11 protein-coding genes are annotated in these 17,008 nt (G+C 58.0%); 5 read left to right on the top strand and 6 right to left on the bottom strand.

Annotated elements, in window-relative coordinates; translation table 11 throughout:
• Positions 1–184 precede the first annotated feature (184 nt).
• From E0E17_RS11505 to E0E17_RS11495, 3 genes are all read left to right on the top strand, one after another.
• Positions 185–985: an inositol monophosphatase family protein gene (locus E0E17_RS11505; RefSeq protein ID WP_130834204.1), complete on the top strand. Its 801-nt coding sequence runs from the start codon at positions 185–187 to the stop codon at positions 983–985.
• Between the two features lie 12 nt (positions 986–997).
• On the top strand, positions 998–2,272 hold the full coding sequence (locus E0E17_RS11500) for a histidine-type phosphatase (RefSeq protein ID WP_130834203.1): 1,275 nt from the start codon (positions 998–1,000) through the stop codon (positions 2,270–2,272).
• 293 nt (positions 2,273–2,565) lie between these two features.
• Positions 2,566–4,518: an acyltransferase family protein gene (locus E0E17_RS11495; protein ID WP_130834202.1), complete on the top strand. Its 1,953-nt coding sequence runs from the start codon at positions 2,566–2,568 to the stop codon at positions 4,516–4,518.
• Between the two features lie 27 nt (positions 4,519–4,545).
• Here E0E17_RS11495 and proY read toward each other — a convergent pair whose 3' ends face one another.
• The 6 genes from proY to phoB all read right to left on the bottom strand — a co-directional run bounded on the left by proY (position 4,546) and on the right by phoB (position 11,923).
• On the bottom strand, positions 4,546–5,898 hold the full coding sequence (proY, locus tag E0E17_RS11490) for a proline-specific permease ProY (protein ID WP_130834201.1): 1,353 nt from the start codon (positions 5,896–5,898) through the stop codon (positions 4,546–4,548).
• Between the two features lie 67 nt (positions 5,899–5,965).
• Positions 5,966–7,285: a branched-chain amino acid transport system II carrier protein gene (brnQ, locus tag E0E17_RS11485; protein ID WP_130834200.1), complete on the bottom strand. Its 1,320-nt coding sequence runs from the start codon at positions 7,283–7,285 to the stop codon at positions 5,966–5,968.
• Positions 7,286–7,673: 388 nt separating this feature from the next.
• Positions 7,674–8,786, bottom strand: coding sequence for a cobalamin-independent methionine synthase II family protein (locus E0E17_RS11480; protein ID WP_130834199.1), 1,113 nt, complete (start codon positions 8,784–8,786; stop codon positions 7,674–7,676).
• A gap of 176 nt (positions 8,787–8,962) precedes the next feature.
• Entirely contained in the window at positions 8,963–9,886 is a 924-nt protein-coding gene (locus E0E17_RS11475) for a PstS family phosphate ABC transporter substrate-binding protein (protein ID WP_130834198.1), read from the bottom strand.
• Position 9,887: 1 nt separating this feature from the next.
• Positions 9,888–11,219 carry a phosphate regulon sensor histidine kinase PhoR gene (phoR, locus tag E0E17_RS11470; protein WP_130834197.1) on the bottom strand — a complete coding sequence of 444 codons (1,332 nt, stop codon included), beginning with the start codon at positions 11,217–11,219 and terminating at the stop codon, positions 9,888–9,890.
• A 14-nt stretch (positions 11,220–11,233) separates the two neighbouring features.
• Positions 11,234–11,923, bottom strand: coding sequence for a phosphate response regulator transcription factor PhoB (phoB, locus tag E0E17_RS11465; protein WP_130834196.1), 690 nt, complete (start codon positions 11,921–11,923; stop codon positions 11,234–11,236).
• Between the two features lie 192 nt (positions 11,924–12,115).
• On the opposite strand from phoB, the gene sbcD reads away from it, so the two are divergent.
• Together sbcD and E0E17_RS11455 are read left to right on the top strand one after the other, a co-directional pair.
• Positions 12,116–13,336, top strand: a complete 1,221-nt coding sequence (gene sbcD / locus E0E17_RS11460; RefSeq protein WP_130834195.1) for an exonuclease subunit SbcD — start codon at positions 12,116–12,118, stop codon at positions 13,334–13,336.
• Positions 13,333–17,007, top strand: a complete 3,675-nt coding sequence (locus tag E0E17_RS11455) for an SbcC/MukB-like Walker B domain-containing protein (RefSeq protein ID WP_130834194.1) — start codon at positions 13,333–13,335, stop codon at positions 17,005–17,007. The genes sbcD and E0E17_RS11455 overlap by 4 nt, the downstream gene beginning before the upstream one ends.
• The last annotated feature ends 1 nt before the right edge of the window (position 17,008 follow it).

Here is a 17,008-nt window from a genome sequence, read left to right as displayed (position 1 = left end):
TCTGCCGCCGCGCGTCCTTTGTTCGTCTGAAAAATCAAACAGAAGCACGGACTTCATCTTGCTAACGGCGGCAGACTACGGCTTAATGAAGTCTTTCTTAACTATATTTAAGCGATCTGCACAGCCCATCGCCTGTTCAGGCATTTTTGCTGGTCAAAAGGCCATAAAAACATAAGAGGGAAAGATGTCATTAGCTTCGCAGAGTGAAACAGACATACGTTATCGTTATGCCTGTGATATCGCCAGAGCGGCAGCCAGTCGTGCTTACGCCTTTTATCAGCAACGTGAGCGTCTGGTCACCGAACAGGACAAGGATTTACAGGATGTGGTCAGCGAGGCCGAACGTAACGTAGAACAATTAATAAAATCTTTGATTACTGAACGTTTTCCGCAGGATGCGATCGCCGGCGAGACAGCCCCCGGTGAGGATGTCCGTTACCTCTGGGTTATCGACCCGCTGGACGGCAGCGACTGCTTTATTAACGGCCTGCATAACTGGTGCGTTTCGCTGGCACTGGTGCTGGAAGGCGAAGCGGTTGCCGGGGTGGTCTACGATCCCAATCATCGTGAAATGTTCCACGCCTGCCAGGGCCGTGGTGCCTGGGTAAATGAAACGCGTCTTCAGGTACACCCTGCTCAACATCTGACTGAAGGTGTGTTGGGCGTGGGTACGGCAGACGCTGGCGCAGTCGTCACCTTTATTCCTTTCTTATCCGCATTGCTGCAACAGGGCGGCACCTTTATCCGCACCGGCTCCGGGGCGCTGATGAGCGCATGGGCGGCGGCTGGTCGTCTGATTGGCTACTACGCACCCCATATGTTTTCCCGCAATAGCCTGGCGGGCATCGTGCTGATGCGTGAAGCGGGTGGCGTCAGCAATGCTTATCTGCAGGGCGAGGGGCTGAAAAACGGCAATCCCCTGCTGCTGGCGAACGAGGCGATTTACAGCCAGCTGAAAGTGCTGCTGGCGCATTCTCTCCACTAAGGTAACGGCACCATGACGCCTGTGGCGCGCAGTCTGTTAACACTCCTGCTCTGGCTGACAGGTTGCTCTGCGTTGTGGGCGGCGGAAGAGTATCAGCTGGAAAAAGTGGTGGAGATCAGTCGGCACGGCGTGCGGGCGCCGACGCCCGGCAATCGCAAAGAGATCGAAGCCGCCACGCAGCGCACCTGGCCACGCTGGCGCAACGCGGATGGTGAACTGACGCGTCATGGCTATCGCGCCGTGGTGCACATGGGGCGGGCGCAAGGTGACTATTATCGTCAGGCTGGTCTGTTTCAGGCTGGCTGTCCCGCTGCGCAGAACGTTTACGTGCGTGCCAGCCCTTTTCAGCGCACGCGTGCCACAGCGCAGGCATTGATGACGGGTGCCTTTCCCGGTTGTCGTATCCGGGTTCATTATGTGCCAGGCGAGGCCGATCCGCTGTTCCAGAGCGATGCATTCAGGGAGACGTCACGGAATGTGCGGCGGGAGCGCGAGGCTATTGTCCGGGCAGCCGGCGATCTCAACGCATTACAACGTCAGCTCCAGCCCGTAGTGCGGCAGTTAAAAGCGTATGTCTGCGCATCAGAGCGCGACTGTGAATTTTTTGATCGCCCCTGGCAGTTAAAAGCGACCAGAAGCGGGCACTTTTATGTGCAGGGACTGAGCGCTATGGCGAGTATGGTGGAGACCTTACGGCTCGCCTGGAGTGAAAATCTGCCGCTGAGCGAAGTCGCGTTTGGTCATATTACCCATTCTGCGCAAATCACTGCACTGCTGCCGCTACTGACCGCCAACTACGATCTCAGCAATGATGTGCCCTATATCGCGCAACAACGTGGCTCGACATTGTTGCATGCAGTGCTTGCCAGTCTGACGCAGGGCGTCAGGTCGCAGGATGCGGCGTTACCGGATGCGCGCTGGCTGCTGCTGGTGGCCCACGATACCAATATTGCGATGCTGCGCACCCTGATCGGCTTTCACTGGCAGTTGCCAGGCTATGCACGCGGCAATATCCCGCCAGGCGGCAGCCTGGTGTTTGAGCGCTGGCGCGAACGCCGCAGCGGTGACAGATTCATCCGAATTTATTTTCAGGCGCAGGGGTTAGATGATCTGCGTCAGCAACAGCCGGTAGACGCACAGCACCCGCTGCTGCGTCAGGAGTGGAAACAGGAAAACTGTCGTATTACCCGCGTCGGTCTCCTCTGCCCTTATCAGTCAACCCTTGATCGCTTACGCAGTGCAGTCGATCCTGACGCGCAACTGCCGGTAACTTATAGCTTGCCCTGAACACTGTTCAGATAAATTGCAATAGCATTGTTAATTTGACTTAAGTATTAAATCCAAAAACAGCCAATACTTTTAATTTATTTTCTCCGCGCATTCCGGGTTAATTCCGCTTATGCCTCTGCGTCATGGTAAATGCATTTTTTAAAAGTTACCCTTCAAAGGTCAACATCCCCTTTGATTACTGGATTTCTTATTACTGACAGGGCGAAAGGAAGCGCCCTTTTTTATTATGGAACTTTTAGCTGTTTAATACCGGGAAATATTTTAGTCGATAATTACTGCGAGAAACTCTTATGTCTGAGAAAAAAAGCTGTGCGTATCGTGCTGATATCGACGGACTGCGAGCAGTGGCTATCCTCCTGGTGGTCCTGTTCCACTCTGGCGTGCCCATGTTGAGTGGGGGCTATATCGGCGTCGACGTCTTTTTTGTTATATCCGGATTCCTGATTGGCGGTATTATCAGTCGTGAAATCGCCGCAGGTACTTTTTCCTTTTATCAATTCTGGCTGCGCCGCATACGAAGAATTATACCTGCCCTGTTCTTTTTACTTTTCACCCTGTTTGCCATTTGTTATTTCATATTATCACCGCTGGAACTGCGGCAACTGGCTAAATACAGTGTTTCGGTCTTGCTGTCCGTTCCCAATGTCCTGCTGTATAAAAGCGATGACTATTTCAGTATTTCTTCCGATCTTAATCCTCTGCTGATGACCTGGTCGCTGGGCATCGAGGAACAGTTTTATATTTTACTGCCGATCATTCTCTTACTGACAGCCAGAGTGAAACGTTCGCCCTTGCTGGTCATCGGTCTGTTGACACTGGCCTCCTTTGTCGCCTGTTTGCTGATCACCCAGCTCAATAGCCGGGGCGCGTTCTATCTTTTACCTACCCGCGCCTGGGAGCTGGGCGTGGGCGTGCTGCTCGCCTTATGGAAACCACAGCCGTTTAGCGGCAGAGCCGCTAACGGAATGACGCTGCTCGGACTGGTGTTGATTGCCGGCAGCGCCCTGCTGCTGAATAAAGAAGCGCAGTTCCCCGGCTGGCTCGCGCTGCTGCCGGTTACAGGCGCCGCCCTGTTGATTGCCGCTCGCGGCAGCCTGAGTCAGCGTCTGCTGGAAAATTCTTCGGCGCGTTTTATCGGTAAAATTTCTTACTCCTGGTACTTATGGCACTGGCCGCTACTTAGCCTTGCGCGCATCTGCAGTGACACCCCCCTCAGTATCAGTCAGGGGCTGGTTATCAGCGCACTGGCTCTGCTTATTGCCTGGTTCTCCTGGCGCTGGATCGAACAACCTTTCCGCCAGGCGGCGACCAATACCCGGCCGGTTATACCGGTTTGGGGAACTGTGACCATGGTGGCCTGCCTGGGGATGACCTCAGTATGGGCGAGCGGCGGACTGAAACATCGCGTCAATCAACTGGTAGTGAATGGTGAGTCTTACAAAATTGCGGCGGAAAATAACCCCTGCCTGCAACTGTACGACGCCAGCGCGCCATCAGCGCATCAGCAGTGCCAGCCACCAACCCGTCAGCCGGCGGTTGCGCTGGTCGGCGACAGTCACGCGGCAGCACTGCGTACCAGCGTGGCGAACTATGCCCAACGCAGAAATAAAGCATTATTTCAGCTGACCAAAGCCTCCTGTCCGTTCCTGCTCGGCACCACGCGGGATGTGACTGGCCGTCCTGCGCATGCGCATCAGTGCACCACTTTCAATAATTCAGTGATGCGCACGCTGCTCAGCGATCGTATTGATGAGGTGGTGATTACGGCGTACTGGACAGCGGGTATGGAAAAGGCGCGCGGCAAAGGTTATCTGGCCCCCTATAACCCGCAACTTAACAACCTGCAGGCGTTAAAAGCGGGCATGGATAAGGTGGTTGCCCGGCTGTTGGCAGCCGGGAAAAAAGTGATGATTATTGAGGATGCGCCCAGTCTGGCGATCGATCCACTGCGTTACAGCAATAACCGCCATATTCCGCTGCGGCGACAACTCAACGCGCTGTTAACGGCCTGGAACGGCGAATCACCGGTCATGGAGCGAACCCACCTGGTGCACTTTCCGGCACGGGAAATCGATACGCTGCTGGAAAGTTACCGTCAGCCGGGTGTCAGGGTGGTCTCGCTGCGGAAAAACTTATGTAGTGAGCAGGGTTGTCTGATTAGCGCGCGTGGACTCCCGGTTTACTACGATGACAACCATTTGAGCCCCCACGGTGGCGATATCGCCCTCGGGAAAAACTGGTAAAAAAGGGGCGACAGCGTCGCCCTTTTCTCAGGCTGGCTTCCGCACCAGGCGGTAACCCAGCAGCAGCACCCCTACCCAGACGATACCGGCATAAAGCGATACGCGCGTATCAGGGAAATAGCCGATCAGGGCGATAATAAAGCAGAGAAACAGTACGCCGACGCCTGCTGTCCAGCTGCCGCCCGGCAGGGCAAATTTCAGTTTGCTGGCTGCCTCTTTGCCAATTTTACGGCGGAAGGCGATCTGCGACAGCAGAATCATAATCCACACCCAAACGGTGGCGAAGGTAGCCAGCGAGGCGATCACCAGAAAGACTTTTTCCGGCATCAGGTAGTTCAGATAAACCGCGATCAGCATCGCCAGCATCATCACCATCACCGTCACCCAGGGGATGCCGCGTTCAGAAACCTTCATAAAGACCTTCGGCGCATGCCCCTGCTGCGCCATCCCGTGCAGCATACGTCCCACGCCAAACACGTCGCTGTTAATCGCTGAGAGCGAAGCGGTAAGCACCACAAAATTGAGAATAGAAGCGGCGGCGGCGATGCCAAGATGCTGGAAGGTCAGAACAAAAGGACTGCCCGAAGTGCCCACCTGATTCCAGGGATAAATCGACATAATGACGAACAGCGTTCCAACGTAAAACACCAGAATACGCAGCGGCACGGAGTTGATGGCGCGCGGAATCGAGGTGGCAGGATCCTTCGCTTCGCCCGCGGTAATACCGATAATCTCAATGCCGCCATAGGCGAACATCACCATCTGCAGCGACAGCAGCATGCCCACAATGCCGTGAGCAAAGAAGCCGCCGTTGCTCCAGAGGTTATGGATGCCGGTCGGGGTGCCACCATTGCCGATCCCCCAGAAGATCATGCCGAAACCGGCGACAATCATCACAATGATGGTGGCGACTTTAAAGAAGGAGAACCAGAACTCCACTTCGCCAAACACCTTAACGCTCATCAGGTTCACGGCACCGATAATCAGCACCACGCTCAGCACCCAGATCCAGTGCGGCACATCCGGGAACCAGACGCCCATATAGATGCCGAACGCGGTAACGTCCGCAATGGCTACGATCAAAATCTCGAAGCAGTAGGTCCAGCCGGTCAGGTAACCCGCCATTGGCCCGAGATAATCCTGCGCGTAGCGCGAAAAGGAGCTGGCCTGCGGGTTATTTACTGACATCTCCCCCAGCGCACGCATGATGATATAGGCCACCGCGCCGCCGATGATATAGGCCAGCAGCACGCTGGGGCCAGCCATTCTAATAGCATCCGCCGAACCATAGAACAGCCCGGTGCCGATGGCGGATCCCAGCGCCATAAAGCGGATATGACGCGTGCTCAGTCCACGTTTGAGCTTATTGGTTTCTTGCATAACAACAGTACCTTACAAATGAAAAAACCACGGGCAAGCCCGTGGCTGAAAAACAGTACAGTAACGGTTACGGGTGCACGGTAACCTGTTCACGACCGGCAACACGATCGATGGCCGCCACCACCAGCAGTATCACCAGTACCGGCGGCAACCAGGCGAGACCCTGATCCGCGAGCGGCAGATGCTGACTGAACGCAGGCAGCGCCGCTTTTAATTGGGTAGATTTAATCGCATCAAGGATACCAAACAGCAGGCTGACCAGCATCGTCGGAGCGATAATACGGCTGCTTTTATTCCACCATTTCAGGGTGAAGCTCAGCACCACCAGGACGATACAGGGCGGGTAGATAGCTGTCAGCACCGGAATGGAGACTTTGATCAGCTGGCTCAGACCAAGGTTAGAAACCAGCATGGAGAACAAGCCGAGCACAAATACCAGCGTCCGGTAGGAGAATGGCAGATACTGAGCAAAAAACTCGGCGCAAGCGCAGGTCAGGCCTACCGCCGTGACCATACAGGCGATGAAAATCAGTGCGCCGAGGAACAGGCTGCCCGTGCCGCCAAAGGTGTTCTGTACATAGGCGTGCAGGATAGCGGCGCCGTTAGCATTTTGATCAACGATAGCACCGCTGCCTGCGCCCAGTTTGAACAGGCTCAGATAGACCAGCGTCAGGCCGATACCGGCAATCAGCCCGGCCAGCACGGTATAGCGTGTCAGCAGACCCGCATTATCTACCCCGCGTGAACGCGCAGCGTTAACAATCACGATACCAAACACCAACGCTCCGAGGGTATCCATCGTCAGATAGCCGTTCACAAAACCGCTGGAGAAAGCGGCACGCTGATAATCCGCCGTCGCCGGCGAGATACCGCCAGCGGGCCAGAGCAGAGCCGCCACGCCCAGTACTGCCAGAGCGATAATTTTCAGCGGCGCGAGAAAATGGCCGACGGTATCCAGCAGCTTGCCGGGATAGAGCGAAATGCCAATCACCAGCGCAAAGTAGATCAGGCTGTAGATAAACAGCGGTATATCGCCTTCGCCGGTCAACGGAGCAACTCCGATCTCAAAGGAAACGGTGGCGGTACGCGGGGTGGCGAACAACGGGCCGACTGCCAGATAACAGACGGTCGCCAGCACCAGGCCAGCCGCTTTACCGATTGGCGAGCTGAGCGCGTCAATACCGCCGCCAACGCGCGCCAGGGCGATGACCGTCATCACTGGCAGACCGACAGCGGTGATCAGGAAGCCGATCGCGGCGGTCCAGACATGTTCTCCGGACTGAATACCGACCACGGGCGGGAAAATGATGTTACCTGCGCCAACAAACAGGGCAAATGTCATGAAGCCCAGCGCGAGGATATCCTTGGGAGTTAAACGGTGTGTCATAAACTTCTGTCGTGCCTGTTGCTGATGTTGCGGTGGAAGTTGGGTTTGTGTTGTCACCCGAGTCACGCTAACGCGGTGGCTTAGCAGATCATTCTGCGGCTAACGATCGCCGTTGCCTCGCAGCGCGGATAATTATGATGTTTTCGGTACACAAGGGGGAAACTGACAACGGCGCTAAGTAAAACGTTTATAGCGGAGAAAGGCAATACGGGATCGAAAAACCAGAAGAATATAGCGTAAAGTCAACAGCAACCAGTGGGACAATTCATAATATAAGGAAACCGCCTCAGATGATGTGCCTGTTTTTTCATCAGGCCATGATAAACTTCAGCATCCAGCCACGATTTCATGCACAAAAGGCGCGTTTTACGCGCCTGTTTGCACAGATTTACACCCTGCCCCACCACTGTTTTGCCGTATCGACCACCAGACGCACTTTTTCCCACTGCTGCGCTTCACTCAGGCTATTGCCCTCCTCGGTGGAAGCAAAACCACACTGCGGACTGAGACACAGCTGATCGCGGCTGACATAGTTTTCCGCTTCCGCCAGCCGTGCTTTCACCTGTTCAGGCGCCTCCAGCTCGCCCGTTTTGGTGGTAATCAGGCCCAGCACCACCTGCTGATGACCGGGCCGGATAAAGCGCAGCGGTGCAAAGTCGCCGGATCGCTCATTGTCATATTCAAGAAAAAAGGCGTCGACGTTAACGCTGCCAAACAGGATCTCTGCCACTGGCTCATAGCCGCCTTCGGAGATCCAGGTGGAACGGAAATTACCGCGACAGACATGCAGGCCGACGGTCAGATCGGCAGGTTTATCTGCCAGCGCCTGGTTAAGCACCCGGGCGTAGGTACGTGCCAGCACCTCCGGATCCTCGCCGCGCTCACGAATCTGCTGCTTCTGCTCGTCTGAACAGAGATAGGCCCAGACGGTATCATCCAGCTGCAGATAACGGCAGCCCGCCGCATAAAAGGCAGCGATCGCCTGTTGCCAGGTACGCGCCAGATCGTCGAAATAGTCGCTCAGATCGGGGTAAACCGCAGCATCGATCATTTTGCGTCCGCCGCGGAAGTGCAGCACGCTCGGACTGGGAATCGTCATTTTCGCGACGGCATCGCCCGCTATGCTCTGCAGGAAGCGAAAATCGTCCAGCATCGGATGCGCGCCAAAGCCCAGCTTGCCGGTGACGCGCACGCCACGCGCTTTGGTCTCGATACCGTTGAACTGGATCCCCCGATCGGCTTCATAGCGTTCTACGCCCTCCAGCCCGTCAAAGAAATCAAAATGCCACCAGGCGCGACGAAACTCGCCGTCGGTGACCACCTGCAGACCGCAGGCGCGCTGTTGACTGACCAGCTCACGAATCGCTTTATCTTCCACAAGGCGCAGCGCGGCCGCATCGATCTCGCCGGCGGCAAACTGTTGCCGGGCCTGTTTAATTGCGTCGGGACGCAGAAAGCTGCCGACGATATCGGCGCGGAACGGGGCGCTATCTCTTTGCATGATCACTCCTGGCTGAGGCTGTTAATGCATGGTTGCATAAGAACATCGTTTCGCTATGTGCAAAACAGCCATCTGGATGGCTAAAAAACAGCATGCAGAGTGACATGTCCGCTGTGTTTCTGCAAACGAAGAAAATTCAGCAGTGATGAAGAAAATTCAGGTTGCCCGGGCAAATCTTAGTCGGCACTCAGGGCGGCGCGCGTCTGAGACATCTGGGTATCCGATAAAGGCAGATAGCCCGCTTCAATGACGCGCTGCTGCCCCTGTGGGGAAAGGGCCAGGCGCAAAAAGGCGGCCACCAGCGGCGGCAAGGGCTGGCCCGGGGCTTTGTTCACATAGAGCCAGAGCGGACGTGCCCAGGGATAGCGACCGGTACGGATGGTTTCGGCACTGGGCGGCACGGCTTCGCCGCTGGCATTCTCCAGCGCCAGCATTTTTACCCCGCTAAAATGGAAGCCAAAACTGGCGTAGCCTATGCTGCCCGGGGCACTGGCGACGGCCTGGACTACCGCAGCAGAGCCCGGAAATTCCGCCACGTCAGCACGAAAGTCGCCTTTGCACAGCGCCTGCTGACGAAAGTACCCCCAGGTGCCGGAAGCGGAGTTGCGGCCGTAGCGCTGAATGGTGCGCGCAGACCAGCGCGGCTGCGTCAGACCGAGATCGCCCCAGCGCTGCGGCACCGCGCTGGCACCACAAAGACGGGTCACGGAAAAAAGCGCATCCAGCTGCTGAGGCGCGATGCGCTCAAGCGGATTTGCCTGATTCACTACCACCACCAGCGCATCCATCGCCACCGGCACCGCCAGCGGCGGATAACCATATTTACGCTCGAACAGCTGGCGCTCCTCCGCCTGCATGGGACGGCTCATCGCGCCGATCTGGGCGGCGCCGGCAGCCAGCGCCGTGGGTGCCGTTGAGGAGCCAGCGGCCTGCACCTGCACGTTGACGCCCGGTGCCTGACGGCTGAAATCCTCACCCCAGAGCGTCATCAGGTGCCCCAGCGTATCTGATCCCACGCTACTGAGGTTGCCGGTCAGTACCGGCTGTTGCGCGTAAGCGAGAGGCGCAACCAGGGCAGCGAATAGCAGCAGACATTTCATCTCATAAGTCCATTGACGAGGGATGCGGAGCATTCTGCGGCACTTCTGCGCTGACAATCAATGCCGGAGCCAGAGTAAAGGCAAAACGGGTGGCTTTATGGGGTTCGCTGCTAATTTTCAGCCGCGCATGATGATGGCCGAGCGCATGCTTCACAATCGCCAGCCCGAGGCCACTGCCGCCCGTGGCGCGTGAGCGCGCCTTATCGACGCGGTAAAAACGCTCCGTCAGATGCGGCAGGTGCTCCGGCGCAATCCCCGGCCCGTTATCGCAGACGGCAAAATGCGCGCCCTGCTTATCGCGCTGCCAGCAGACATCAATTCGCGTGCCTTCCGGCGTATGGTTGATCGCGTTATAGACCAGGTTGGAGAGCGCGCTGCGCAGCTGCTCTTCGTTGCCCAGCACTTTCAGAGAATTATCGATATGAAAATGGATGGTGTGACGCCCCTTGCTCAGCGCTTCTGCCTCACGCTGCAGCAGATGCAGCAGCACCGGGACATCCACCGTCTCACGCAGATCGAGAACCGGCGCGGCCTCGATGCGCGACAACGTCAGCAGCTGTTTCACCAGGCTGTCCATCCGTCGCGTCTGCTCCTGCATGGTGTGCAGCGCCTTGTCGCGCGCGCGTTCATTCATCTCTGCATCCGTCATCATCTCCAGATAGCCCTGCAACACCGTCAGCGGCGTACGCAATTCATGGCTGACATTGGCGAAGAAGTTACGGCGCGCGCCCTCCAGCTGATGCATCTGGGTGACATCACGCGCCACCATCAGCCACTGCCCTTCGCTGTAGGGCATCACGCGAAATTCCATATGCAGATGATTGTTGAGCACCAGGGTGAGCGGCCGCTGGAAATCACGGCGGCGAATGTAGCGGGAAAACTCCGGATAGCGTAGCAGGTTCAGGATATTCTGGCCGTTATCTTCCGGCCAGCGCAGACCGAGATGCTGCTGTGCCAGACCATTACACCAGAAGATGATGCCCTCTTCGGTGGTCAGCACCACCGCATCCGGCAGCGATTCGGCACCGCTGCGAAAGCGCTTAATCAGGTTGCCCAGCTCGCGTCGCCGACGGCGATTGCGCAGCTGCATCTGATAGAGCCCGTAAAACAGCGGCTCCCAGCTGCCACGCCCGGTAGGAGGCGTCATGGTGCGGTCAACCCAGAGCCAGTGTGACAACCGCATCAGGTGATAAAAATGCCAGCACAGCAGCCCCAGCACCGCCGCCAGCAACAGCCAGGGCAATCCCCCCACCAGCATCCCTGTAATCAGTGCCGGTACGCAGGCCAGACAAAGTTCTGCCAGTAATCTCTTCCAGGAGAGTCGTTCCAGCACAGTTAAGGCTCCGTTCAGTAGCGGGCAGAGAAACGATATCCTGTACCGCGGACAGTTTGCACCATGCGATCGTGGCCGCTGATTTCCAGCGCTTTACGTAAGCGGCGGATATGGACATCAACGGTGCGATCCTCAACATAAACATTGGTGCCCCAGACGTGGTTCAGCAGCTGTTCACGGCTGTAGACGCGTTCCGGATGGGTCATAAAGAAGTGCAGCAGCTTATATTCTGTTGGCCCCATCTCCAGCGCATTTCTCTCTGAAGTGACACGATGTGAAGAGGGATCGAGGCTCAGCCCCTGAATCTCAATCACCTCTTCCACTGCCATTGGCGAGATACGGCGCAGTACCGCCTTGATACGCGCCATCAGCTCCTTTGGCGAAAAAGGTTTGGTAATATAGTCATCCGCGCCAACGTCCAGCCCGCGCACCCGGTCCTCCTCCTCGCCGCGCGCGGTGAGCATCATCACCGGAATCTCGCGCGTCAGCGTTTCACGCTTCAGGTGTTTGATAAACTGTATACCGCTGCCGCCGGGCAGCATCCAGTCGAGCAGGATGAGATCGGGCCAGGGTTCAATCAGCTTGCCGATGGCGCTGTCATAATCTTCCGCTTCTATCGCCTGATAGTCGTTCTGTTCCAGAACAAAACACAACATTTCACGGATCGGGGCTTCATCTTCCACTACCAGAATGCGCTTAGCCATGAGGACTCCTGCAGATGTGTCCCGTGTCGCCGGGGTTTGCGCGCCATTATGCGTCAGATTTATGACACTTTTATGAAAAAGCTACCACCCCGGCGTCGCGAAAAAAAAGCATAATGCCGCATAACGGCGTTTTTTTCTTTCAGCACGGAGCCGGTATAATCCCCTCGCGATTTGCCCCGGCCAGGAAACTTTATGCGTATTATTCACACTTCGGACTGGCACCTTGGCCAGTTCTTCTATAACAAAAGCCGTGCAGCGGAACATCAGGCATTTCTCGACTGGTTATTGCAGCAGGTACACACGCATGAAGTGGATGCGGTCATTGTGGCCGGTGACATTTTTGATACCGGCACACCGCCCAGCTATGCGCGTGAGTTGTATAACCGTTTTGTGGTGGCGCTACAGCCCAGCGGCTGCCAGCTGGTGGTGCTGGCGGGCAACCACGATTCGGTGGCGACCCTCAATGAGTCGCGCGAGCTGCTGGCCTGCCTGAATACCCGGGTGATCGCCGCCGCCAGCAGCGACATTGACGATCAGGTGCTGCTGCTCAACCGCCGCAACGGCGAGCCAGGCGCCCTGCTTTGCGCCATCCCCTATCTGCGTCCACGCGACATTTTACGCAGCAAAGCGGGCCAGTCGGGCCGGGAAAAGCAGCTGAGCCTGCTGGAGGCGATCAGCCACCATTATCAGCGCTGCTTCAGCGAGGCGCAGGCCCGGCGCAGTACGCTGGGTCTGACGCTGCCGATTATCGCCACCGGCCATCTCACCACGGTCGGCGTCAGCAAAAGCGACTCGGTACGGGATATCTATATCGGTACCCTCGACGCCTTTCCCGCGCAGGCGTTTCCGCCCGCAGACTATATTGCGCTGGGCCATATTCATCGCCCGCAGCGCATTGCCGACCAGGATCATATTCGCTATAGCGGCTCGCCCATTCCCCTCAGCTTCGATGAAGTGGGACGGGAAAAAAGCGTCTGTCTGCTTGAATTCAGCGCTGGTGCGCTGCAGAGCATAACACCACTGACTATCCCGCAGTTTCAGCCGATGCAGATGCTGAAAGGCTCCCTGGCGGAGATTGAACAGCAGCTCACCCGCTTTGCACACCAGACGGAAGATAAGCCGGTCTGGCTCGATATTGAGGTCACCACCCAGGAGTATCTCAGCGATCTGCAACGCCGCATCGAACTGCTGACCGGGGAGCTGCCGGTTGAGGTGTTACTGGTACGCCGCAGCCGCGAGCAGCGCAATCGGGCGATTGAACGCATGAGTAACGAGACGCTGGACGAGTTAAAAGTGGAAGAAGTCTTTGAGCGGCGGCTGCTGCAGGAGAGCGATCTCGATGCCCCGACGCAACAGCAGCTGACCCAACTCTTTCGCGTCACGCTGGCGACGATGCAGGAGGAGCAGGCATGAAAATACTGACCCTGCGCTTTAAAAACCTGAACGCCCTGAAAGGGGAATGGTTTATCGATTTCCGCAGCGAGCCCTTTGCCAGCAACGGACTGTTTGCCATTACCGGGGCCACCGGCGCCGGTAAAACCACCCTGCTGGATGCCATCTGCCTGGCGCTATATCACCAGACGCCGCGTCTCGGCGTGATCTCCCAGACGCAGAACGCCCTGATTACCCGTGATACGGCGGAATGTCTGGCGGAAGTGGAATTTGAGATTAAGGGGGAAGCCTGGCGCGCCTTCTGGAGCCAGAACCGGGCCCGCGGCCTGCCCGATGGCAAGCTGCAGGCGCCGCGCGTTGAGCTGGCGCGCTGCCGCGATAATCAGATTGTGGCGGACAAAGTGGCCGACAAACTGAAGGCGATTGAGACCCTTTCCGGACTGGATTTTGCGCGTTTTACCCGCTCCATGATGCTGTCGCAGGGTCAGTTTGCCGCCTTTCTGAATGCCAGACCGGGCGAGCGCGCCGAACTGCTGGAGGAGCTTACCGGTACCGAGATCTACGGCGCCATTTCCATACTGATTTACGAGAAATATAAGCAGGCGAAAAGCGCGCTGGACGCCTTACAGGCACGCGCAGCCGGGCTGACATTGCTGGATCCGGCACGGCGTGAGGCGCTGCAGCAGCAGTTACAGGCGCTGACGGAAGAGGAGCAGGCACTCAACCAGCAGCTGGAGCGTCGCCAGCAGCAGCAGCAGTGGCTGACGCGCGCGCAGAATCTACAGCGTGAATTGCAGCAGGCTGCAGCCGCCTGCGACGAGGCGGAACAGACCTGGCAGGCGGCGGAGCCCGCCCGTCAACGACTGGCGCGGGGAGAACCGGCGGAAAAGCTGCGCCCCCAGTGGCAGCAGCGCGACCGGCTGCAGACGGAGCAGCAGCAGCTGACGCAGCAACGGCAGCAGCTGGAGGCCCGCCAACAGCAGGCGCAGCAGACGCAGGAAAGTGAACAGCAGCGTTATGACGCCCTGCAGGCGCAGCGTCAGCAGCTGTTACAGGCACAACAGCAGCAGGAAACTCTGCTGAGCGAAACCATCATTCCTCTCGACCAGCAAATCGCCAGCCTGCAACAGCAGCAGGCGCAGCTGCAGCAGAACAGCTACCAACAACAACAGAAACTCAGTCAGAGCGAACAGGCGCTGGCGCAGCTGGCGCAGACGCGTAGTCAGTTGCAGACGCAAATCGCGCAACAGCAGGCGTGGCGTCAGGCGCACGCTGACGTGGCGCACTGGGGAGAATCGCTGCGTTTGTGGCAGGATCGCTTCACCCAGATAACGCAACGTGAGCAGGCACTTACTGCGCTGACGCAGCAGCTGATGTCCGGGCAGCAGCGCAGCACGCAGCTGGCGCAGCAGCAGGCGGATCTGGAGCAGCAAACGCAGCCGCTGCAACAGACGGAGCAGCAGGCCGGACAGACGCTGCGTCAGGCGGAACAGCAGCTGGCCGCGCTGGAGTCGCAACATCCGGGTTCGCAGCTACGTCAGCAATTGGCCGCCCTGAACGCTGCCCGTCCGGCCCGGCAGCAGCTGGCCCAACTCGCTTCCCGCTGGCAGCCGCTGCAGCAACAGCTGACCCGACAACAGCAACGTCATGCCGCCGGGGAACAGGCCTGCCAGCAGACAGAAGCGCAACTGGTCGCGCTGCGTCAACACTATAAAGCCCGGCAGCAGCAGTTGATAGATGTGGAGAAGATCTGCACCCTGGAGCAGCAGATTGCCAGCCTGGCGGATTACCGTACCCGGCTGGAGCCGCAGCAGCCCTGCCCGCTCTGCGGTTCCTGCAGCCATCCGGCCATTGAGCAATACAGTCAGCTGGAGCTGAGTGAAAATCAGTTGCGCCTGGCGACCCTGAAGCAGCAGGTGACTGAACTGCATGAACAGGGAACGGCGAAACGCGAGCAACTGCGCCAGGCTACGCTGATGCAGCAGACGCTGGCGCAGGAGATGGCGGAGCTCAGTCAGCAGCTGGAGATGCTGGCGCAGCAGTGGCAGGGAGTGTGCAGTGAGCTGGCACTCACTTTCACTCCTGACGATCAGCCGGCGCTGGCGGCATGGCTACAGCAGCAGGAGCAGCAGGAGACACAAATCCAGCAGCAGCTGCAGCAGCATGAGGAGCACACCGCTGCGTTGCAGCAGGCGAAAGATCGCTGGCAGCAGCATCAGCAAATATTACAGCAGCATCAGCAGAAAGTGGCGCTGGTTCAGCAGCAGTTACAGAATCAGCAGCAGGCCTTTACGGATCTGCAGCAGCGTCAGCAGGCGGAACAGAACCAACTGGCAAGCCTGACCCGCTCGTTGCAGCAGGAGCTGGAACAGCAACACCTGACGCTGCCAGAGGTTGCAGAACGGGAGAGCTGGCTGGCGGCTCGTCAGGCCAGCTGGCAACGCTGGCAGGAGAGCGAGGCGTTACTGGCGACTCTGCAGCCGGAGCTGGCGCGCAGCGAAAGCCAGTGGCAGAACCTGCAGCAGAGCCTGACGCAGCAGCAACAGCAGCTGAGCGAGTTACAACAGACCGAGGCGCAGCTTGAGCAGCAAATCGCGCAGTTACTGCAGCAGCGTCATGCGCTGTTTGGCGAGCAGAAGGTCGCGGCGGCGCGTCAGCAGATGCAGCAGCAGCTGACGCAACAGGAAGCGCAGCTGAGCGAGCAGCTGGCACGCTGGCAGCAGGCGCAAAACAGCGCCACGCTGCTGCATGGTCAGCATGATGCGCTGCTGGCGCAGCAGCACGCCCTCACCCACGCGCTGACGGCGGCGCAGCACGCCTTTGCCCAGGCCCTGACACAAAGCGATTTTGCCGACGAAGCCGCCTTCCGCGCAGCGCTGCTGGCGGAACAGGAGGCAGAGCAGTTGCGCACGCTCATCCAACAGCGTGAACAGCAGCGGCAGCAGCAACAGGCGTTCTGCCAGCAAGTTCAGCAGCGCCTGGCTGAGCATCAGCAGAGCAAACCGCAGGAGACGCCGGATGAGCTCAGCGGGCTGACGCAACAGCTGGAGCAGCTACGCCTGCAACTGCGCGATAATGCCCGCCAGCAGGGGGAAGCGCAGCAGCAGCTGCACAGCGATGCCGGGCAGCGTCAGCAGCAGCAGGCATTGCTGCAACAGATCGCCGATGAGACGCAGGCGCTGCAGCAGTGGAGTCAGCTGAACGATCTGGTGGGCTCCGCCAGCGGCGATAAGTTCCGTCGCTTCGCGCAGGGGCTGACGCTCGATCATCTGGTCTGGCTGGCGAACAAACAGCTCGATCGGCTGCATGGTCGCTATCTGCTGCAGCGTAAAAACGTCGATACGCTGGAACTGGATGTGATGGATACCTGGCAGGGAGATGCCACGCGCGATACGCGCACGCTGTCCGGTGGCGAAAGCTTCCTGGTCAGCCTGGCGCTGGCGCTGGCGCTTTCCGATCTGGTCAGCCACAAAACGCGTATCGAATCCTTGTTCCTTGATGAAGGTTTTGGCACGCTGGATGCCGAAACTCTCGACGCCGCGCTGGATGCGCTGGATGCGCTGAACGCCAGCGGCAAAACCATCGGCGTGATCAGTCACGTTGAGGCAATGAAAGAGCGAATTCCGGTACAGATCAAGGTACGCAAAATGAACGGGCTGGGTTACAGCAAGCTGGAGCTGCCCCAGGCATAAA

The sequence above is a fragment of the [Erwinia] mediterraneensis genome, from assembly GCF_900604315.1.
Lineage (GTDB): Bacteria > Pseudomonadota > Gammaproteobacteria > Enterobacterales > Enterobacteriaceae > Pantoea > Pantoea mediterraneensis_A.
Note: the sequence above shows the minus strand (reverse complement) of the source record. Positions and strands in the feature narration are given on the sequence as shown.